Genomic DNA, 17,613 nt, shown 5'->3' with positions numbered 1-17,613 from the left:
GCTGTGTATGAGGTTAGTCACTTGAAGGGAATCCGCCAGTCAGGTCGGTGTTTTGGATCCATTGACCCATGCCTTTTCCAGATAGCTCGCGCCGTGCTTCTCTATTGGTCAAACCGCAACCGGCGCTCTAAAGTGAGCGACCACCGAAACACAGAGTGACTGACATTGGCTGCTTTACCGCCCCTGCTCAAACGGTTGCTGGGTAAACCCGCGGCGACCACCGCCGCCCCCGGGATCAGCGCATTCTTCCAGGGCAAGGCCCGGCAACAGGGCTATACCCTCAGCCCAAGCCAGCAACAGGTGATCGAGACCATGGCCCGGCAAACCGACCATCTGCTGGCCGGGCGCCCTACCCGCAGCCTGTACCTGCACGGCGCCGTCGGCCGGGGCAAGAGCTGGTTGCTGGACGGCTTTTTCCAGGCGTTGCCGATTGCCGAGAAACAGCGCGTGCACTTCCACGACTTTTTCGCCCGTCTGCACCAGGGAATGTTTGCCCATCGCCAGCAGCGCGATGCCTTGGCCGTGACCCTGGATGAGTTGCTCGATGGCTGCCGCGTGCTGTGCTTCGACGAGTTTCACGTACATGATATCGGCGATGCGATGCTGATCAGCCGCCTGTTCAAGGCCCTGTTCCGGCGCGGAGTCTGGGTGCTGGTAACCTCCAATTATCCGCCCGCCGGGTTGCTGCCGAACCCCTTGTACCATCAGCGGTTCAAGCCGGTGATCGAGCTGATCAGCGCGCGCATGGACGTCATGGAAGTCAGCGCCCCCCAGGATTTTCGCAGCCTGGCCCAGGCCCATGGCGATCAGCGGTTCAGCGCTGGCCAGTTCGTGTGGCCGGGGACTGCCGCGCAACGCCAAGCCCTGGGCCTGCCGTCAGCGGATCAGGCCCCGGTCAGCCTGACCGTCGGAGCCCGGCAATTGACTGCCCGCTGGCACCAGGACCGCAGCATTGCCTTCACCTTCAGCGACCTGTGCGAACAACCGACCGCCGTCATGGACTACCTGCAGCTGTGCCGCGACTATGAACGCTGGATCATCGACGGCCTGCCGCACCTGGCGGACTGTCCGATTGCCGCCCAGCAACGGTTCATCAACCTGGTGGACGTGCTCTACGACCAGGACAAGCAATTGGTGCTGATCGGCGAGCAGCCGCTGGAGCAATCCCTGAGCGGCCAGGCCATCGATTTGGCGCGCACCGCCAGCCGCCTGGGGCAGTTGCAGAAGATCGGGCCGCAACCCGCTATCATGAGCGCCATTCACGCCCCTATTACCGAGTGACGCGCCGTTCATGGATACCCTTGCCCAACTCAAGGCCGGCCAACTGGCCGGTATCAAACGCCTGGACCTGCGCTGTGGGCTGACCGAGTTCCCCCGGGAAATCTTCGACCTGGCCGACTCCCTGGAAATCCTCAACCTGACCGGTAATGCCCTGAGCAGCCTGCCGGATGACCTGCACCGCCTGCCCCATTTGCGCGTGCTGTTCTGTTCGGAAAACGCCTTTACCGAACTGCCGCAATGCCTGGGCCAGTGCGCGCAGTTGAGCATGATCGGCTTCAAGTCGAACCAGATCAGCAGTGTCCCGGCGACGTCGCTGCCACCCTTGCTGCGCTGGCTGATCCTCACCGATAACCACATCAGCCAATTGCCGGACGAACTGGGTGAACGGCCTTTGCTGCAAAAACTGATGCTGGCCGGTAACCACCTGGAGCAGTTGCCGCAAAGCCTCGCCCAGTGCAAAAACCTCGAACTGATCCGCATCGCCTCCAACCGCATGACCCGCCTGCCGGACTGGTTGCTGGGTTTGCCGAGCCTGACCTGGCTGGCCTACGCCGGTAATCCGGTAGAGATGGCCGTGGAAGAGGCCCGCCATGACGCGACGCCGAATATTCCCTGGTCCGAGCTGGAATTGAGCGAAGTGCTGGGGGAAGGCGCTTCCGGAATCATCCGCAAAGCGTACTGGGCCCCGTCAAACGGGCCGGTCAAGGCGGTCGCGGTCAAACTCTATAAAGGCAGCATTACCAGTGACGGCTCGCCCCTGCACGAAATGCACGCCTGCATCGCCGCCGGACTGCATGCCAACCTGATCAAGGTAGAAGGCCGTGTCGTCGACCACCCGGAAGGCCAGGCGGCGCTGGTGATGCAACTGATCGAACCGAACTATCGCAACCTTGCGGCGCTGCCGAGCCTGGCGTCGTGCACCCGGGATATCTACGAGCCCACCACCCGTTTCAGCGCGGATGTGGCGCTGCGCATGGCCCGGGGCATCGCTTCGGTGGCGGCGCACCTGCACGCGCAAGGCATCACCCACGGTGATCTGTACGGCCACAACATTCTGTGGAATGAAGCCGGTGAATGTCTGCTTGGGGACTTTGGTGCAGCGTCGTTTCACGCCACGGTCGACAGCCAGGAAACCCGCGCGTTGCAGCGCATCGAAGTCAGGGCGTTCGGGGTGTTGCTGGGGGAGTTGCTGGAAAGGATTGATGCGGGGTTGAACGAGCAACAGCGCGTGGCACTGGAAGCCTTGCGGGACAACTGCTGCCAGCCGGATGTGTTGGCCCGGCCTGGGTTCGAGGAAATCACAAGCTTGTTGCAGTCTTCCAAACTCCGCTAAACCCAATGTGGGAGCGGGCTTGCTCGCGAATGCGGTGTGTCAGTCAATACATGCTTGGCTGGTACACCGTATTCGCGAGCAAGCCCGCTCCCACATTTGGACCGGGTTCACATCAAATCAGAATTAACCCGCCAACCCGACGAACATGTCCTGCACGTCATCATGGTTGTCCAAGCCTTCCAGGAAGGCTTCGACTTCGGCCATCTGCTCATCGCTCAAGCCACTCACCGGGTTCTTCGCGATGTAGCCGAGCTTGGCCGACAGCACGGTGAAACCTTGCTCCGGCAAGGCTTTCTGCACGGCGTCCAGGTCGGTGGTCTCGGTGATGAACAAGGTCGTGCCCTCTTCTTCGCCTGCCTCGAAATCCTGGGCACCGGCCTCAATCGCGGCCATTTCCGGATCGGCTTCCGGGCTGTCCGGCGAGGCTTCGATCAGGCCTACATGGTTGAAGTCCCAGGCCACGGAGCCGGACGCGCCGAGTTGCCCCTTGCGGAACGCCACTCGGATTTCCGCCACGGTGCGGTTGATGTTGTCGGTCACGCATTCAACGATCAGCGGCACCTGGTGCGGGGCAAAACCTTCGTAGGTCACGCGGTGGTATTGCACGGTCTCACCGAGCAGACCGGCACCTTTCTTGATCGCGCGCTCCAGGGTTTCCTTGGGCATCGAGGCCTTTTTGGCCTGCTCCACCACCAGGCGCAAATGTGCGTTGGTAGCAGTGTCGGCACCGTTGCGGGCGGCAATGGTGATCTCTTTCACCAGCTTGCCGAAGATCTTGCCCTTGGCATTGGATGCCGCTTCTTTATGTTTGACTTTCCACTGTGCGCCCATGACTCACTCTCTTCTGTCCATCGCGCCGAAACGTCTACTGGCCGGCGCTTTGGGGGCAGAGTTTATAGCGCTGAAACACTCTAATCCACCAAAAAACCGGCCATGCCCCTCAGGTCCGCAAGGGATTGATTGCGCGTTCACGGTCGGGCACGAAGTCACCCACCTGCGCCAGCACCGCCGGCCTGGCGTTCCAATAGGGCATCAACACCAGGGAGGAAAACAGCGCGGCACCGGCAAACACGATAAACACCGTGACGGTGTCGAAGTAGCCCGGCAGCAAGCCGCCAAGGATCGCCCCCACCGAACCGCAGCCGTTGACGAACCCCGCCGCCGTCGCGCCGGCCTTGGCGGTGCCGAAGTCGATGGCGGCGGTGCTGCTGATCATCGAGTCCGGCCCGTACAGGGTCAGGCCCATCACAAACAGCAGCGCCATCACCAGCGCCACACTGCCGGTGTGCAAGGCGCCCATGAACAACGCCAGGGCCACGGTCAGCGCCAGCAGGCTGAGGACACAGGCCGGCATGCGCCGGGCGCCGAACAGTTTGTCGGACGCCATGCCGATCATGATCGGCCCCAGCAACCCCGCCAGCTCGAACGCCGTCGGCACAATCGCTGCGCCGACCTTGCCCACCGACGGCATCTGCTCATACACAATCACCGGCCCCCACAACAGGATCGCGTAACGCGCCGGTTTCAACAGAAAGTACGCCAGCCCCAGGGTCAACACAGTACGGTTGCGCAAGATGGCCCGCAGCGGCTCCAGCACACTGGCGTTCTTCTCGGCGGCAGTCTGTTCCGGTTCCGGTTCCACTGCCGGTAACCCCACATCCTGTGGCGTGTTGCGCTGGAAAATGAAAAACAGCACCGCGACCACGAAGACCACAGCCGCACTGGAGATAAATGCCGCATGCCAGGTGCCGATCAGCGTATACGCCCACCATCCGGCAAACGGCGACGCCACCAGGCCACCAAAGGCGTAGCACGAGCTCCATAAACCCAGCACCCGGCCACGCTGCTGCGCCGGGAAGAAACTGCCAAGGTTCTTGCACAGCCCGGACCAGCCGGTGGACTGGGCCAGGCCCTGGATCAACATGCACGTGACAAAGATCGGTAACGTGGCAAACGTGCCCATCACCAGGGCGGCGGCGGCTGAAATCAGCAACCCGCCGAGTACCACCACACGCGGCCCGAAACGGTCGGCGAGCATGCCCCAGGTGAATTGGCCAACGGCGTAGGCCGCCAGGTAGATGCCATCCAGGTTGGCCATCATCATCTTGTCCAGCGGGAAACTCGGGTCGTCGACGATCCCCAGCTTGGCCACCGAAAAAGCCTTGCGGGTGAAATAGAAGGCCGCGTACGCCAGCCAGGTGATGGCGAAAATCTGCACGCGCCAACGCTTGATATTACTCAAGGGAGTATTCATGGTGGTTCTGACCTCGGGTGAGTGTGCCGGCAGAATGAAAAGCAAACGCCTGTATTTTTATTGTTGAGCACTGCAGTACCGGCGCTTGGAGGGGCGCGGTATTGGTCAGATGAGTCCCGCTGGTGAGCACGCAGAAGACCCATGGCCGCCGAAGGTGTAGGACTCGACCTACGGCGACTGGGGCTATCAAAGCAATGGCTGACTAATAGGTAAAATCGATTTATCGTATTTCAAATATAAGCTGAGCTTGTAAGAGGATTCGCGATGTCGGTGTCTCACGCGCAACTCAAAGCCTTCCATGCGGTGGCCGTACACGGCAGTTTTACCCACGCCGCCGAACGCTTGTTCCTCAGCCAACCGGCCATTTCCGACCAGGTGCGCAAGCTTGAGGAACGTTTCGGCGTGCTGCTGTTTCATCGCAACAAACGTTCGGTGCGCTTGACAGACCTCGGCGAGCGCCTGTTGAGCATCACCCAGCGTCTGTTTGCCGTCGCGGCGGAAGCCGAAGAGCTGTTGCAGGATTCCCGCGCCTTGCAAACCGGCACCCTGACACTCGCGGTGGACGCCCCGGTGCATGTGCTGCCGCAGATCGCGCGCTTCTGCCAGTTGTACCCGGGCATCAGCGTGAAGATCGAAACCGGCAACACCGATGAATCACTGTTTCGCCTGTACAACTACCAGGCCGACCTCGCGCTGCTGGGGCGCGATGTGGACGACGAGCGGCTGCTGTCACTGCCGCTGCCCGATGACCAATTGCTCGCGTTTGTCGCCCGCAACCACCCGTGGGCGGGCCGCGAGTCGATCTGCCTGGCGGACCTGGACGATACGCCGCTGGTGTTGCGGGAAATCGGCTCGGTGACCCGCCAGACCCTGGAGCAGGAAATGCACCAGGCCGGGCTGCGCATTCGCCCGGCGATCCAGGTGGAAGGCCGCGAAGCCGCGCGGGAGGCGGTGGTGGTGGGGATTGGCGTGGGCGTGGTGTCGGCTGCGGAGTTTGGCGCAGATTCGCGGGTGTATGCGATGCCGATCCGTGACTGTACGCAGCGGATGAAGGAAACACTGGTGTGCTTGAAGGAGCAGAGTTCGCGGCGGGTGGTGGCGACGTTTCTGGAGATTGTGCGGGAAAGTTTGCGGTGAAGTTGAGGGCCCCTTCGCGAGCAAGCCCGCTCCCACAGTTGACCGAGTTCTACCGATGGAACGCGGTCGAATGTGGGAGCGGGCTTGCTCGCGAAGGGGCCAACTCGATCTTCAGCCAACCCCCACTCAGGGCGCCAACTCGAAAAACGCCTGAATCAACCGCAACTCCCGCCGCCGCTCCATGCACCCGATCACATGCCGGTTCATCAGCCCCTCGCCCTGGATCGGAATCGCGTGCACCCGCGGATCCCGGCTGACTTCCATCGACGACACCACCCCAACCCCCAACTCGGCCGCCACCGCTTCCGTCACCGCCTCACGGCTGTCCAGTTCCAGCAACACCCGGGGCTGCACGCCGGCCTGGGCGCAGGCATCGTCAAAGGTCCGCCGCGTTATCGAACTGGGTTCACGCAACACCATGATCACCTGATCCAATTGCTCCAGCCGAATACCCGCAGGCTCCGCCAGCCACGGATGGCCGGCCGGCACCAACGCGCAAATCCGTGACTCGATCAACGGCTGCAAGTGCAGGCCCTTGCGCGGCTCCACCTCGGTCAACACCGCCACGTCAGCCCGCTCCGACAACAGCGCCGCGAGGGTTTCCTGCGCATTGCCCAGGCGCAAATTGACAGTAATCCCCGGATACCGCTGCCGTAGGCTGGCCAGCATCGGCATGACCATGTGCGGCCCGTCCGCCGCCACTTCCAGGCGCCCGGTAAGTAATTGCCGGTTGGCCTCCAGCAACGTCTGCGCCTCTTCCACCAGGCCGAAGATCGCCCGGGTGATCGCCGCGAGTTTGGTGCCCTCCTCGGTCAACTCCACCCGCCGCGCGGTACGCCGCAGCAGCGCGATCTGGTAGTGCTCCTCCAGCGCCTTGATATGCCCGGTCACCGCCGGCTGGCTGATGAACAGGCGCTCGGCCGCCCGGGTAAAACTGCCCTCGCGGGCCACCGCATCAAACGCACGCAGTTGAAACAGGTTCATAGCTATCGGCCTCACTGATAGCTCGCATAACAACAAACAATTTGATTGATGACAAGTCAAACTGCAATTTAGGCGCCGTAACTTCATCCCAATGTTTTGCGAGGACACACGAATGAGCACTGCCGCGCCGATCCTGCTGACCCCGGGGCCCTTGACCACCTCGGCCCGCACCCGCCAGGCCATGATGGTCGACTGGGGTTCATGGGATGACCGCTTCAATCAACTGACCGCCAGTCTTTGCGAGCAACTGCTGGTGATCGTCAACGGCACCGCCAGCCACCATTGCGTGCCATTGCAAGGCAGCGGCACCTTTGCCGTGGAAGCGGCCATCGGCACCCTCGTGCCACGGGACGGCAAGGTGCTGGTGCTGATCAACGGCGCCTACGGCAAGCGCCTGGCGAAGATTTGCGAAGTGCTCGGCCGCGAGTTCAGTACCTTTGAAACTGCCGAGGACGAACCCACCACCGCCGCCGACGTCGACCGCCTGTTGCACGCCGACAGGGGCATCACCCACGTCGCACTGATCCATTGCGAAACCAGCACCGGGATTCTCAACCCGTTGCCCGAGATCGCCCAGGTCATCGCCCGCCACGGCAAGCGCCTGATTATCGACGCCATGAGCTCCTTCGGCGCGCTGCCGATCGACGCCCGCGAGGTGCCGTTCGACGCGCTGATCGCCGCCTCCGGCAAGTGCCTGGAAGGCGTACCGGGGATGGGTTTTGTGTTCGCTGAAAAGCAGGCGCTGGCTGCAGCCCAAGGCAACTGCCACTCCCTGGCGATGGACCTTTTCGACCAGCACAGCTACATGGCCAAGACCGGCCAATGGCGCTTCACACCGCCGACCCACGTGGTGGCGGCGCTGCACGAAGCGCTGCTGCAATACAACGAAGAAGGCGGTCTGCCCGCCCGGCACCAGCGTTACGCCGACAACTGCCAGGCATTGCTGGACGGCATGGCCGAACTGGGCCTGCGCAGCTTCCTGCCCGCCGCGATCCAGGCGCCGATCATCGTTACCTTCCACGCGCCGAAAGATCCGCGCTACCAGTTCAAGGAGTTCTACGAACGGGTCAAGGCCAAGGGCTTCATCCTTTATCCCGGCAAATTGACCCAGGTGGAAACCTTCCGCGTGGGCTGCATCGGCCATGTGAACCAGGCCGAGATGCAAGCCGCCGTCGCGGCGGTGGCCGAGGTGCTGCAAGAAATGAACGTGCTCGACATCTGACTGCCCACTACTCACAGGATCTGAACCATGAACTACGCAAACCCAACCCAGCTTCAAGCCGCGATCCTCGACTGGGCCGGCACCGTGGTCGATTTCGGCTCGTTCGCGCCCACGCAGATTTTTGTCGAAGCCTTCGCCGAGTTCGACGTGCAGGTCTCCATCGAGGAAGCCCGTGGCCCGATGGGCATGGGCAAGTGGGACCACATCCGCACCCTGTGCGACCAGCCGCAGGTGGCCGAGCGTTACCGCAAAGCCTTCGGCCGCACACCGACTGACGATGATGTGACCGCCATCTACCAGCGCTTCATGCCGCTGCAGATCGAGAAGATCGCCGAGCACTCGGCATTGATCCCCGGTGCCCTGGACACTATCGCCAACCTGCGCCAGCAAGGGATCAAGATCGGTTCGTGCTCCGGCTACCCCAAGCAGGTGATGGACAAGGTTGTCGAACTGGCTGCCACCAATGGCTATATCGCCGACCACGTGGTCGCCACCGACGAAGTACCCAACGGCCGACCATGGCCGGCCCAGGCCCTGGCCAACGTGATCGCCCTCGGGATCGATGACGTAGCGGCCTGCGTGAAGATCGACGACACCGTGCCGGGCATCCTCGAAGGCCGTCGCGCCGGGATGTGGACCGTGGCGCTGACCTGCTCGGGCAACGCCCTGGGCCTGACCTACGAGCAGTTCCGCGCCCTCGACGCCGGCACACTCGCCAGCGAACGCACGCGTATCCAGGCCATGTTCGAAGGCTCGCGCCCGCACTACATGATCGACACCATCACCGACCTGCCTGCGGTGATCGCCGACATCAACCAGCGCCTGGCACGGGGTGAAATGCCGCAGGGCAACTGATCGGTGTCAAAACATCGCTTCTTCGTCTTCCTCTCACGGGCAAACCTCGTAAAACAGGCTTACATTGAAAGGACTCCGTCGCGAAAGAACGGAGGTTTGCCCTGATGAGTGAGGAAGAAAGCGATGCCCTGGAAAAATTCCGATACGCGTTACAGCACCATGTCGATTGCGTTGCACTGGCTGATGGTGGTGCTGCTGGCGGTGGTCTACGCCTGCATTGAGTTACGCGGGCAGTTTCCCAAAGGCAGCGGCGCACGTACGTTGATCGTGGAAATGCACTTCATGTTCGGCCTGACGGTGTTTGTGCTGGTGTGGCTACGGTTGTTCGCCCGCAGCCTGGGGGTGGCGCCGAAGATCGTACCGGCCCCGCCGCAATGGCAATCCTTCCTGGCTACCCTGATGCACATGGCGCTGTACGCCTTGATGATCGGCATGCCCATCGCCGGCTGGCTGATCGTCAGCGCCGAGGGACATTCGGTGATGTTCTACGGCATCGAGCTGCCGCCGTTGATTGCCGAAAACAAGGCGTTGGCCAAGGAAATTGAAAGCTGGCACGTGCTGTTCGGCAAGATCGGCTATTGGCTGATCGGGCTGCATGCGTTGGCCGGATTGGCCCATCACTATGTGCTGCGAGACAACACTGCTTTGAGGATGATGCCCGGCAAGAGAGGGAACCTTCAGTAAGCCCACGGATTGAATGTGGCAGCTGGCTTGTGGGGGAGCTGGCTTGCCTGCGATAGCATCACCTCGGTGCCACTGATACACCGCGGTGTCTGCATCGCAGGCAAGCCAGCTCCTACATTAACCGGGTGCAACAGGGAAACCCCGGCGGCCTTGCAGGCCACCGGTGTGGACGAAGATCAGGCGGGTGCCGGGGGAAAATCTCCCGGCTTCAATCTGTTGTTTCAACGACAATAACGCCTTGCCGGTATACAGCGGCTCCAGCGCCAGGCCACAGGCTTGCTCGGTAGCGTCGATAAAGGCCAGCAACTCCGGATCAACCTTGGCAAAGCCGCCCCGGCTGGCCTCCAGCAATTCATAACCCTGCTGCACAAGCGCCTGCACCTGTTGCGCCACCCCGTGGTCGTCGGGCACCGCCAGGGCGCCATATACCGGATGCGCGCCCGCCTCCGCCAGCACCAATCCCGCCAATGTAGTACCGGTGCCTGCCGCCAGCCACCAACCGTGATAGTCCGTCCAGCACAGGCCGTTTAATTGTGCCCGCGCCTGATTCACCAAAACCCCGCAACCCAACGCGCCCGCCAGGCCCCCGCCGCCTTCAGGTACCGGGTGCAGGTGCGGATACTGCTCGCGCCAGGGCAGCCAGAAGTCCGGCTCGTTGCGCGCGCGATAGCCGCCATACCCCAGCCAATGCAGTTGCATGCCGAAGGCCTTGAGGTCGAGCACCGTGGGAGTGTCTTGCGGATGGCCACGCAGCAAGCCAACAGTAGGAAAGCCGAAGCGTTTCCCGGCCGCCGCCAGTGCATGCAGGTGATTGGAGTAAGCGCCGCCCAGGCTGATGATCCCGCTGGCGCCCGCCGCCCGGCCTTGCGCCAGATGCTCGGTGAGCTTGAACCACTTGTTGCCGCTGATCAGCGGGTCGATGCGATCCAGGCGCAGTACGGCGACTTCCACCGGCCCCATCCAGTCCAGTTTCAGGGGTTCAAGGGGCGCGTGGGGAAGCCAGTCGAAAGGACCCATGAGGGCGGTTCTGCACAAGAAAAGGGGCGGTAGTCTACCACCGCCCCTTTTACGTGCTTACAGCTCGGCCGCCAGGCGCGAACCCTGGTTGATGGCGCGCTTGGCATCCAGCTCGGCCGCCACGTCCGCACCGCCGATCAGGTGCACGTTCTGCCCGGCCGCCACCAGGCCATCCTGCAATTCCCGCAGCGGGTCCTGCCCGGCGCAGATCACGATGTTGTCCACCGCCAGCACCTTCGGTTCACCCTCGGCGCCGATGCGGATGTGCAGGCCCTCATCGTCGATCTTCAGGTACTCGACGCTGTTGAGCATCTGCACCTGCTTGTTCTTCAAGCCGGTGCGGTGGATCCAGCCGGTGGTCTTGCCCAGGCCGTCACCGACCTTGGAGGTCTTGCGCTGCAACAGGAACACTTCACGCGCCGGCGCATGGCGCTCGGGCTTGATCCCGGCCACACCGCCGCGGGCTTCCAGGTGGGTGTCGATACCCCACTCTTTCCAGAACGCCTCGCGGTCCAGGCTGGTGGACACGCCCTGGTGCACGAGGAATTCCGAGACGTCAAAACCGATACCGCCGGCACCGATCACCGCCACGCGATGGCCCACCGGCTTACGCTCCAGGATCACGTCGAGGTAGCTTAATACCTTGGCGTTTTCCACACCGGGAATCGTCGGAATACGCGGCGCGATGCCGGTCGCGAGGATGATCTCGTCATAACCGCCCGCAACAAGCTGCTCAACGTCGACCCGGGTGTTCAGGCACAGTTCGACGTGAGTGGTCTGCAACTTGCGCTTGAAGTAGCGCAGGGTCTCGAAGAACTCTTCCTTGCCCGGCACACGCTTGGCGATGTTGAACTGGCCGCCGATCTCGCTGGCCGAATCGAACAGCGTCACCTGATGCCCACGCTCGGCGGCGACGGTGGCGGCCGCCAGGCCCGCAGGACCGGCACCGACCACGGCGATTTTCTTGATCTGCTTGACCGGCAGGTAGTTGAGCTCGGTCTCGTAGCACGCACGCGGGTTGACCAGGCAGGTGGTCAGCTTGCCGCCGAAGGTGTGGTCCAGGCAGGCCTGGTTGCAGCCGATGCAGGTGTTGATCTCATCGGCGCGGCCTTCGGCAGCCTTGTTGACGAAGTCCGGGTCGGCGAGGAATGGGCGAGCCATCGAGACCATGTCGGCATCGCCTTCGGCCAAAATCTGCTCGGCGATTTCCGGGGTGTTGATCCGGTTGGTGGTGATCAATGGAATCTGCACCGCACCGCGCAACTTCGCGGTGACCTTGCTGAACGCGCCACGCGGCACTTTGGTGGCGATGGTCGGGATCCGCGCTTCGTGCCAGCCGATGCCGGTGTTGATGATGGTTGCACCGGCCTGCTCGATGGCCTTGGCCAACTGCACGATTTCTTCCCAGGTGCTGCCGCCTTCCACCAGGTCGAGCATCGACAGGCGGAAGATGATGATGAAATTCGGGCCTACGGCTTCGCGCACCCGGCGCACGATTTCCACCGGCAGACGCATGCGGTTTTCGTAGCTGCCACCCCAACGGTCGGTGCGGTGGTTGGTGTGGGCGGCGAGGAACTGGTTGATGAAGTAGCCTTCCGAACCCATGATTTCCACGCCGTCGTACTCGGCGACCTGGGCCAGCACCGAGCAGGTGACGAAATCATTGATCTGTTTTTCGATGCCTTCTTCGTCCAGCTCTTTGGGCTTGAACGGGTTGATCGGCGCCTGGATTGCGCTCGGTGCCACCTGCTTCGGGCTGTAGGCATAACGCCCGGCGTGGAGGATCTGCATGCAGATCTTGCCGCCCGCCTCGTGCACCGCCCGGGTGACGATCTTGTGCTTCTGCGCTTCTTCGTCGGTGGTCAGCTTGGCCGCACCGCCATACACCCCACCTTCATCGTTGGGGCCAATGCCGCCGGTGACCATCAGGCCCACGCCGCCACGGGCACGTTCGGCAAAATAGGCCGCCATGCGCTCGAAGCCACCGGGTTTCTCTTCAAGGCCGGTGTGCATCGAGCCCATCAGGGTGCGGTTGCGCAGGGTGGTAAAACCCAGGTCCAACGGGGCCAGCAAGTGCGGGTAGGCAGCAGCGGTCATGGTACAGCTCCACAACGGATCATCACGGGACGTGGAGCGCTCGAATGGCACTCCATCGGTTTATGTCCCACAGACTAAGAGTCCGCCGGCTGGCGCTCAATGACCGTAAGTGACAACTTAATGATCAAAGTGAGCAGCAGAAAGCATGGCAGCGGTAATTTTCTCCTGTTTCTGCCCCTGCCCGATCATCCAGCGTTGAAACCCGCGGCACTGCTGTTTGTGCAGGGTATTGGGGTGCCAACTCAGGTAGTACGGCGCCGCCAGCGGCACGGCGAACCGCCAGGGAATCACCAGCCGACCGGCGCGCAGGTCCCCGGCGATCATTGAGAACTGCGCCAGCACGATGCCTTGCCGGTCGATGGCCGCCTGGATCGCGGTAATCGATGATGAGTAATTGCGGCGGATCACGATGGGCTGGCCGGTTTGCCCTTCCAGCTCGCTGAACCATTGGGTCCACGAAGGCGGCGAATCGAATTTGGGCCGCGAGTCGATGCCGATCAGGCGGTAATCGAGCAAGTCCCGCGCGCACGCAACCCGTTCCAGCAACTGCGGTGAACAGGTGGGCACCACACAATCGCGGAACAGCGGCACGCTATGCCCGGCATGCTCGGGGTGCTCGCCATAACCGATGCGAAAGTCGGCACTTTCCTCCCCCGATGCATCATCGAGGGTGCTGTCGAGGTAGATGTCCAGGTCGGTTTCGTCCTGCCCCCACTCGTCGATCAGCGGCGACAGCCATTTGGTCATCAGCGAAGGCAGGCAACTGATATACAGGTTGTTGGGATTCTTCGCCCGCTCGGCCTCGGCCACCGCCAGCCTGAGTTCTTCGAACGCCGCGGTGCAGCGGGCGTGCAGGCGTTCGCCGACGCTGTTCAAGCGCAGGCGCTGGCCGTCCTTGAGCGTCAGCTTAATGCCCAGGGCATCTTCGAGCAGTTTCATTTGCTGGCTGACAGCGCCCACCGAGATCCCCAGGCGAATCGCCGCCTGGGACATACCGGCGCAGTGGCCCACCACTTCAAACACTTGCAACGCGCGCAACGGCGGTAAACGGCTCATGGGGGAATCTCGCGACTTCAGCAGTTTAGATTTTCTACTAAAAGTAACAGAAAACCTCATATTTTCTTCAGTCAGTCCAACCCGTAGAGTTAAACCACTTCCCACCCCATTGCGTTACGCCCTGCTGGAGTCGCTGATGAAAACCCTGCCTGAACAAATTACCCATGTCGTGTTAGGCGACAGAGAACCCAGCATCGAAGAGTTCGTGGCGATCGCCCGCTATTCGGCCACTGTTTCGTTTGCCGACAGTTACAAGAACCGGGTTAAAAAGTCCCGTGGGTTGATCGAGCGATTCCTCGATGAAAACCGTTTGGTGTACGGCGTGACCACCGGTTTTGGCGACAACGTGCGGCATGTGATCTCGCCGGAAAACGCCAAGGAACTGCAAGTCAACATCGTGCGTTCCCACGCTGTTTCCGTCGGCGAACCGCTGGTGCGTGAACAGGTGCGGGCGATCCAGTTGATGGTGTTGATCAGCCTGGGCAAAGGCTACTCCGGGGTGCGCCTGGAACTGCTGGAACTGATCGCCGGCCTGCTCAACCACGACGTGGTGCCCTTTGCGCCGGGCGAAGGCTCGGTGGGTTACCTCGCGGTAGAAGGCCACCTGGCCCTGGTGCTGCTCGGCGAAGGCCGCGCCAGCGTCAAGGGCGGTGCACTGGTGGATGGCGCAACCGCCCTGCAACAGGTCGGCCTGCAACCGACCGACCTGCAGTGCAAGGAAGGCCTGGCGATGTTGAACGGCACCACGTCGGTGACCGCCATCGCCACACTGGCGCTGTACAACGCGATGCAGGCTGCGGACCTGGCGGACGTGGCGGCGGCCATGTCGCTAGAGGCGCTCAAGGGCACCATCCGCGCGTTCGACCCGCGCTACCACTCGATCAAGGCTCACCCCGCACAGGCCGCAACCGCCGCCAATATCAAGGCTATTCTGCACGACAGCCAGCTCATCGCAGACAACATCGATTACCGCCTGCAGGACGTCTACAGCCTGCGTGCCATCCCCCAAGTGCATGGTGCTTCCCGGCAGTTCATCAACTACGCGCGGGAAACCATCGAGCGCGAAATCAATTCTTCGGGCGACAACCCGGTGATTTTCCCGCTGGACGACGGTGACGGTATCGCGATTTCCGGCGCCAACTTCGACGGCACCTACATCGGGGTTGCAGCCGACACACTGTGTGTGGCGCTGACCAACCTGGCGAAAATTTCCGAGCGCCGGACCGACCGCATGATCAACTCGCACTTCAGCGAAATGCCGGCCTTCCTGGTGCGCAACCCGGGCCTGAACAGCGGCTACATGATCGTCCAGTACACCGCCGCCGGGCTGTACGCCGAAATGAAAACCCTGTCGATGCCATCGTCGATCGACAGCGTCTCGACCTGCGGCAACCAGGAAGACCCGGTCAGCCTGGCCTACAACGCGGTGATCAAGGCCTACAAAGTCTCGCAAAAACTCCAGTCGGTGGTGGCCATCGAAGTGCTGGTCGCGTGCCAGGCCCTGGATTTCCACGATGTGAACAAGGCATCGACCGCGACCAAGGCGGTCTATGACCTGGTGCGCAGTGAAGTGCCGGTGGCGGATAACGACCGCGCGTTTTACGCTGACATGGCCAGTGTGATTGACCAGGTGCGCAGCGGGAAAATCAACGACCTGGTGGCCCATCACCTGAACTGACAACCACGCCGTCAAACGGCCTGCCCTCCTTTTCGGACGGCGGGCCTTTGCCATTTTTGGCGCAGACAAAGCGATACCCGGGGACCTTGCCAATGCTTCAACCCAAAGACGTTCTACACCTGCTCGACACCTGCTCCATTGCCTATGAATACGTGGAACACAGCGCCGTGCGCACCTGCGAAGAAGCCGACAAACTGGACATCGGAATCAGCGGGCAGGCGGTCAAGAACATCTTCCTGTGCGATGCCAAAGGCTTGAATCCCACCCTGGTGGTGCTCAAGAGCGAGCAGCGCCTGGACCTGCGTGCACTCTCGCAAACCCTCGGCCTCAAGGGCGTGAGATTCGCCTCGCCGCGCCGCCTGATGGAAACCCTGGGCGTGGAGCCGGGAGCGGTGTCATTGCTGGGGTTGTGCAATGACGTGCAGCGCGCCACCCAGGTTGTGATCGCCGAAGAGGTGTGGAACGGCGACAGGATTCTCTGCCATCCGCTGGTGAATACCGCGACCCTGTCGATCGCAGTCCGCGATATGGCGCGACTGCTTGAGCATCTGGGATTCACGCCAATACTCGCCGCGAACCCTGCCCCCACGCCTGACACCTGACAGCGCACGGGCGGGTGCAAAACGCTACCTATCGACCCAAAACAGGGCGAAAAAACCGCGCACATTTTCTAACCATGTTTAATTTCCTTGAAAATCAACAGGTTATTTATTTTTAAAAGCTGGCAAATATTTTGCAATGACATGTATGTACATGTGGAGTCATGTGCAGACTGGAGAGCGAATCGGCCAGTCCCCAAACCTGTATGCGTTCGAGAAAAAAGTCCTAAGCCCACATCAAAACATTGGTAGGAAATAGAAATGACCGCTAAAAAATCGAATTGGTTAGGCTCTGTTGCTGTAGCGACACTAGTGATGGCAAGTGCTTCCGGACTGCAGGCAAAGGACTGGACGTCCGTGAACATCGCGACCGAGGGCGCGTACGAGCCCTGGAACCTGACATTGCCCGGCGGGAAGATCAGTGGTTTCGAGCCTGAGCTGATGGACTACCTGTGCGCCAAGATGAAGCTGCAGTGCAAGATCACCGTGCAGAACTGGGATGGCATGATTGCCAGTCTCAACGCAGGGAAGTTTGATGTGTTGATGGATGCGATCGTTATCACTGACGACCGTAAGCAGGTCATGGATTTTTCGATTCCCTACGCGCAGACGCCGGCCAACTTTGTCGCGCAGGATGCGGCGTTGCTGCCGGGTAAAACCGGGGCGGCGAATGCGATTACGCTGAGTGCTGATCCGAAGGCGATTCACGATGCGATCGAGCCGTTGCGTCAGGCGCTGAAGGGTAAAACCATCGGGATCGCTTCAGGCATCATTTACACCAAGTTCATTGATGAGAACTTCAAGGACGTGGCAACGATTCGTGAGTACAACACGTCGGCCGATGCGATTCTTGATCTGCAATCGGGCCGTATTGACGCGATTTTTGATGACGTTACGTTCCTTGATTCGATCATGTCCAAGCCTGAGAACAAGGGGCTGGCGTATACCGGGCCGCAGATCAAAGGCCCTATCTGGGGTGATGGCGAGGGCCTGGGTTTTCGCAAGAGCGATCCGGAGTTGAAGGCCAAGTTTGATGCGGCGTTGAAAGAAGCGATTGCTGATGGGACTGTTAAGAAACTCAGCGAAAAATGGTTCAAGGTGGATTTGACGCCTAAGTCCTGAGGCGTTCCTGGTTGGGGTGGGGGCATATCCGTTATTTGGGTGATGGCTGAGATTGGTTCCGCTCTTACAGCGGCTCACTTTTGAAAAGCCGGAATGCCGGCCCAGTCAAAAGTAAGCAAAACGCTCTTGCCCCACCACTCGGCTCCTCGCTTAGGCTCGGTGTGCCCTCACTCCGGCTTTGGACCGTGGGCCGCCGTCATGGGCCATCCTTGGCCCAGGACGGCTAACCTGGCGTCCTGCCAGGTTACCCACGCTCCAAAGCCTGCGTTCGGCCAGCGTGGTTTAACGGGGCGC

General features: G+C 61.5%; 15 protein-coding genes. 9 read left to right on the top strand and 6 right to left on the bottom strand.

What is annotated here, in order from left to right; translation table 11 throughout:
- Nucleotides 1-165 precede the first annotated feature (165 nt).
- Together zapE and HX814_RS24625 are read left to right on the top strand one after the other, a co-directional pair.
- Nucleotides 166-1,281 carry a cell division protein ZapE gene (gene zapE, locus HX814_RS24630; RefSeq protein WP_177009829.1) on the top strand — a complete coding sequence of 372 codons (1,116 nt, stop codon included), beginning with the start codon at nucleotides 166-168 and terminating at the stop codon, nucleotides 1,279-1,281.
- A gap of 10 nt (nucleotides 1,282-1,291) precedes the next feature.
- Nucleotides 1,292-2,614, top strand: a complete 1,323-nt coding sequence (locus tag HX814_RS24625) for a leucine-rich repeat-containing protein kinase family protein (RefSeq protein ID WP_177009830.1) — start codon at nucleotides 1,292-1,294, stop codon at nucleotides 2,612-2,614.
- Between the two features lie 123 nt (nucleotides 2,615-2,737).
- Here the strand turns inward: HX814_RS24625 and HX814_RS24620 are convergent, their stop codons facing one another.
- Complete coding sequence (locus HX814_RS24620; RefSeq protein WP_102369528.1) at nucleotides 2,738-3,445, bottom strand: YebC/PmpR family DNA-binding transcriptional regulator; 708 nt, start codon at nucleotides 3,443-3,445, stop codon at nucleotides 2,738-2,740.
- Between the two features lie 109 nt (nucleotides 3,446-3,554).
- Nucleotides 3,555-4,868, bottom strand: coding sequence for an MFS transporter (locus tag HX814_RS24615; RefSeq protein WP_177009831.1), 1,314 nt, complete (start codon nucleotides 4,866-4,868; stop codon nucleotides 3,555-3,557).
- Between the two features lie 264 nt (nucleotides 4,869-5,132).
- On the opposite strand from HX814_RS24615, the gene HX814_RS24610 reads away from it, so the two are divergent.
- Nucleotides 5,133-6,005: a LysR substrate-binding domain-containing protein gene (locus HX814_RS24610; RefSeq protein WP_003212428.1), complete on the top strand. Its 873-nt coding sequence runs from the start codon at nucleotides 5,133-5,135 to the stop codon at nucleotides 6,003-6,005.
- Between the two features lie 126 nt (nucleotides 6,006-6,131).
- Here HX814_RS24610 and HX814_RS24605 read toward each other — a convergent pair whose 3' ends face one another.
- Nucleotides 6,132-6,989 (bottom strand): LysR substrate-binding domain-containing protein, encoded by an 858-nt coding sequence (locus HX814_RS24605; RefSeq protein WP_177009832.1) that lies wholly within the window; start codon nucleotides 6,987-6,989, stop codon nucleotides 6,132-6,134.
- Nucleotides 6,990-7,101: 112 nt separating this feature from the next.
- Between HX814_RS24605 and HX814_RS24600 the strand changes: the two genes are divergently transcribed.
- The 3 genes from HX814_RS24600 to HX814_RS24590 all read left to right on the top strand — a co-directional run bounded on the left by HX814_RS24600 (nucleotide 7,102) and on the right by HX814_RS24590 (nucleotide 9,750).
- Nucleotides 7,102-8,211, top strand: a complete 1,110-nt coding sequence (locus tag HX814_RS24600; protein WP_134327002.1) for a 2-aminoethylphosphonate--pyruvate transaminase — start codon at nucleotides 7,102-7,104, stop codon at nucleotides 8,209-8,211.
- A 27-nt stretch (nucleotides 8,212-8,238) separates the two neighbouring features.
- Complete coding sequence (gene phnX / locus HX814_RS24595) at nucleotides 8,239-9,066, top strand: phosphonoacetaldehyde hydrolase (RefSeq protein ID WP_003212423.1); 828 nt, start codon at nucleotides 8,239-8,241, stop codon at nucleotides 9,064-9,066.
- A 123-nt stretch (nucleotides 9,067-9,189) separates the two neighbouring features.
- Nucleotides 9,190-9,750: a cytochrome b gene (locus tag HX814_RS24590; RefSeq protein WP_177009833.1), complete on the top strand. Its 561-nt coding sequence runs from the start codon at nucleotides 9,190-9,192 to the stop codon at nucleotides 9,748-9,750.
- A gap of 117 nt (nucleotides 9,751-9,867) precedes the next feature.
- Here HX814_RS24590 and HX814_RS24585 read toward each other — a convergent pair whose 3' ends face one another.
- From HX814_RS24585 to HX814_RS24575, 3 genes are all read right to left on the bottom strand, one after another.
- Nucleotides 9,868-10,767 carry a 1-aminocyclopropane-1-carboxylate deaminase/D-cysteine desulfhydrase gene (locus HX814_RS24585; RefSeq protein WP_177009834.1) on the bottom strand — a complete coding sequence of 300 codons (900 nt, stop codon included), beginning with the start codon at nucleotides 10,765-10,767 and terminating at the stop codon, nucleotides 9,868-9,870.
- Nucleotides 10,768-10,824: 57 nt separating this feature from the next.
- Nucleotides 10,825-12,864 (bottom strand): NADPH-dependent 2,4-dienoyl-CoA reductase, encoded by a 2,040-nt coding sequence (locus tag HX814_RS24580; protein WP_177009835.1) that lies wholly within the window; start codon nucleotides 12,862-12,864, stop codon nucleotides 10,825-10,827.
- Between the two features lie 117 nt (nucleotides 12,865-12,981).
- Nucleotides 12,982-13,920 carry a LysR substrate-binding domain-containing protein gene (locus tag HX814_RS24575; RefSeq protein ID WP_087694655.1) on the bottom strand — a complete coding sequence of 313 codons (939 nt, stop codon included), beginning with the start codon at nucleotides 13,918-13,920 and terminating at the stop codon, nucleotides 12,982-12,984.
- Between the two features lie 136 nt (nucleotides 13,921-14,056).
- Between HX814_RS24575 and hutH the strand changes: the two genes are divergently transcribed.
- The 3 genes from hutH (at nucleotide 14,057) to HX814_RS24560 (ending at nucleotide 17,319) form a co-directional block, all read left to right on the top strand.
- Entirely contained in the window at nucleotides 14,057-15,598 is a 1,542-nt protein-coding gene (hutH, locus tag HX814_RS24570) for a histidine ammonia-lyase (protein WP_177009836.1), read from the top strand.
- Nucleotides 15,599-15,690: 92 nt separating this feature from the next.
- The gene (locus HX814_RS24565) at nucleotides 15,691-16,200 is read left to right on the top strand and encodes a prolyl-tRNA synthetase associated domain-containing protein (protein WP_177009837.1); all 510 of its coding nucleotides are present in this window, start codon (nucleotides 15,691-15,693) and stop codon (nucleotides 16,198-16,200) included.
- Nucleotides 16,201-16,554: 354 nt separating this feature from the next.
- A complete protein-coding gene (locus HX814_RS24560; protein ID WP_003212408.1) occupies nucleotides 16,555-17,319 on the top strand; it encodes a transporter substrate-binding domain-containing protein in 765 nt (254 codons plus the stop codon).
- Nucleotides 17,320-17,613: the final 294 nt, after the last annotated feature.

Source organism: Pseudomonas sp. C8002 (assembly GCF_013385765.1).
Classification (GTDB): Bacteria; Pseudomonadota; Gammaproteobacteria; order Pseudomonadales; family Pseudomonadaceae; genus Aquipseudomonas.
This window is presented reverse-complemented; position numbering and strand designations above follow the sequence as displayed.

What these genes read in the sequence shown, in the direction of transcription:
- HX814_RS24600 (WP_134327002.1), top strand. Translation starts at nt 7,102, where the DNA reads ATGAGCACTGCCGCGCCGATCCTGCTGACCCCGGGGCCCTTGACCACC.
- HX814_RS24605 (WP_177009832.1), bottom strand. Translation starts at nt 6,989, where the DNA reads ATGAACCTGTTTCAACTGCGTGCGTTTGATGCGGTGGCCCGCGAGGGC.
- HX814_RS24620 (WP_102369528.1), bottom strand. Translation starts at nt 3,445, where the DNA reads ATGGGCGCACAGTGGAAAGTCAAACATAAAGAAGCGGCATCCAATGCC.
- HX814_RS24580 (WP_177009835.1), bottom strand. Translation starts at nt 12,864, where the DNA reads ATGACCGCTGCTGCCTACCCGCACTTGCTGGCCCCGTTGGACCTGGGT.
- HX814_RS24590 (WP_177009833.1), top strand. Translation starts at nt 9,190, where the DNA reads ATGCCCTGGAAAAATTCCGATACGCGTTACAGCACCATGTCGATTGCG.
- HX814_RS24625 (WP_177009830.1), top strand. Translation starts at nt 1,292, where the DNA reads ATGGATACCCTTGCCCAACTCAAGGCCGGCCAACTGGCCGGTATCAAA.
- phnX (WP_003212423.1), top strand. Translation starts at nt 8,239, where the DNA reads ATGAACTACGCAAACCCAACCCAGCTTCAAGCCGCGATCCTCGACTGG.
- HX814_RS24585 (WP_177009834.1), bottom strand. Translation starts at nt 10,767, where the DNA reads ATGGGTCCTTTCGACTGGCTTCCCCACGCGCCCCTTGAACCCCTGAAA.
- HX814_RS24565 (WP_177009837.1), top strand. Translation starts at nt 15,691, where the DNA reads ATGCTTCAACCCAAAGACGTTCTACACCTGCTCGACACCTGCTCCATT.
- HX814_RS24615 (WP_177009831.1), bottom strand. Translation starts at nt 4,868, where the DNA reads ATGAATACTCCCTTGAGTAATATCAAGCGTTGGCGCGTGCAGATTTTC.
- HX814_RS24575 (WP_087694655.1), bottom strand. Translation starts at nt 13,920, where the DNA reads ATGAGCCGTTTACCGCCGTTGCGCGCGTTGCAAGTGTTTGAAGTGGTG.
- HX814_RS24610 (WP_003212428.1), top strand. Translation starts at nt 5,133, where the DNA reads ATGTCGGTGTCTCACGCGCAACTCAAAGCCTTCCATGCGGTGGCCGTA.
- hutH (WP_177009836.1), top strand. Translation starts at nt 14,057, where the DNA reads ATGAAAACCCTGCCTGAACAAATTACCCATGTCGTGTTAGGCGACAGA.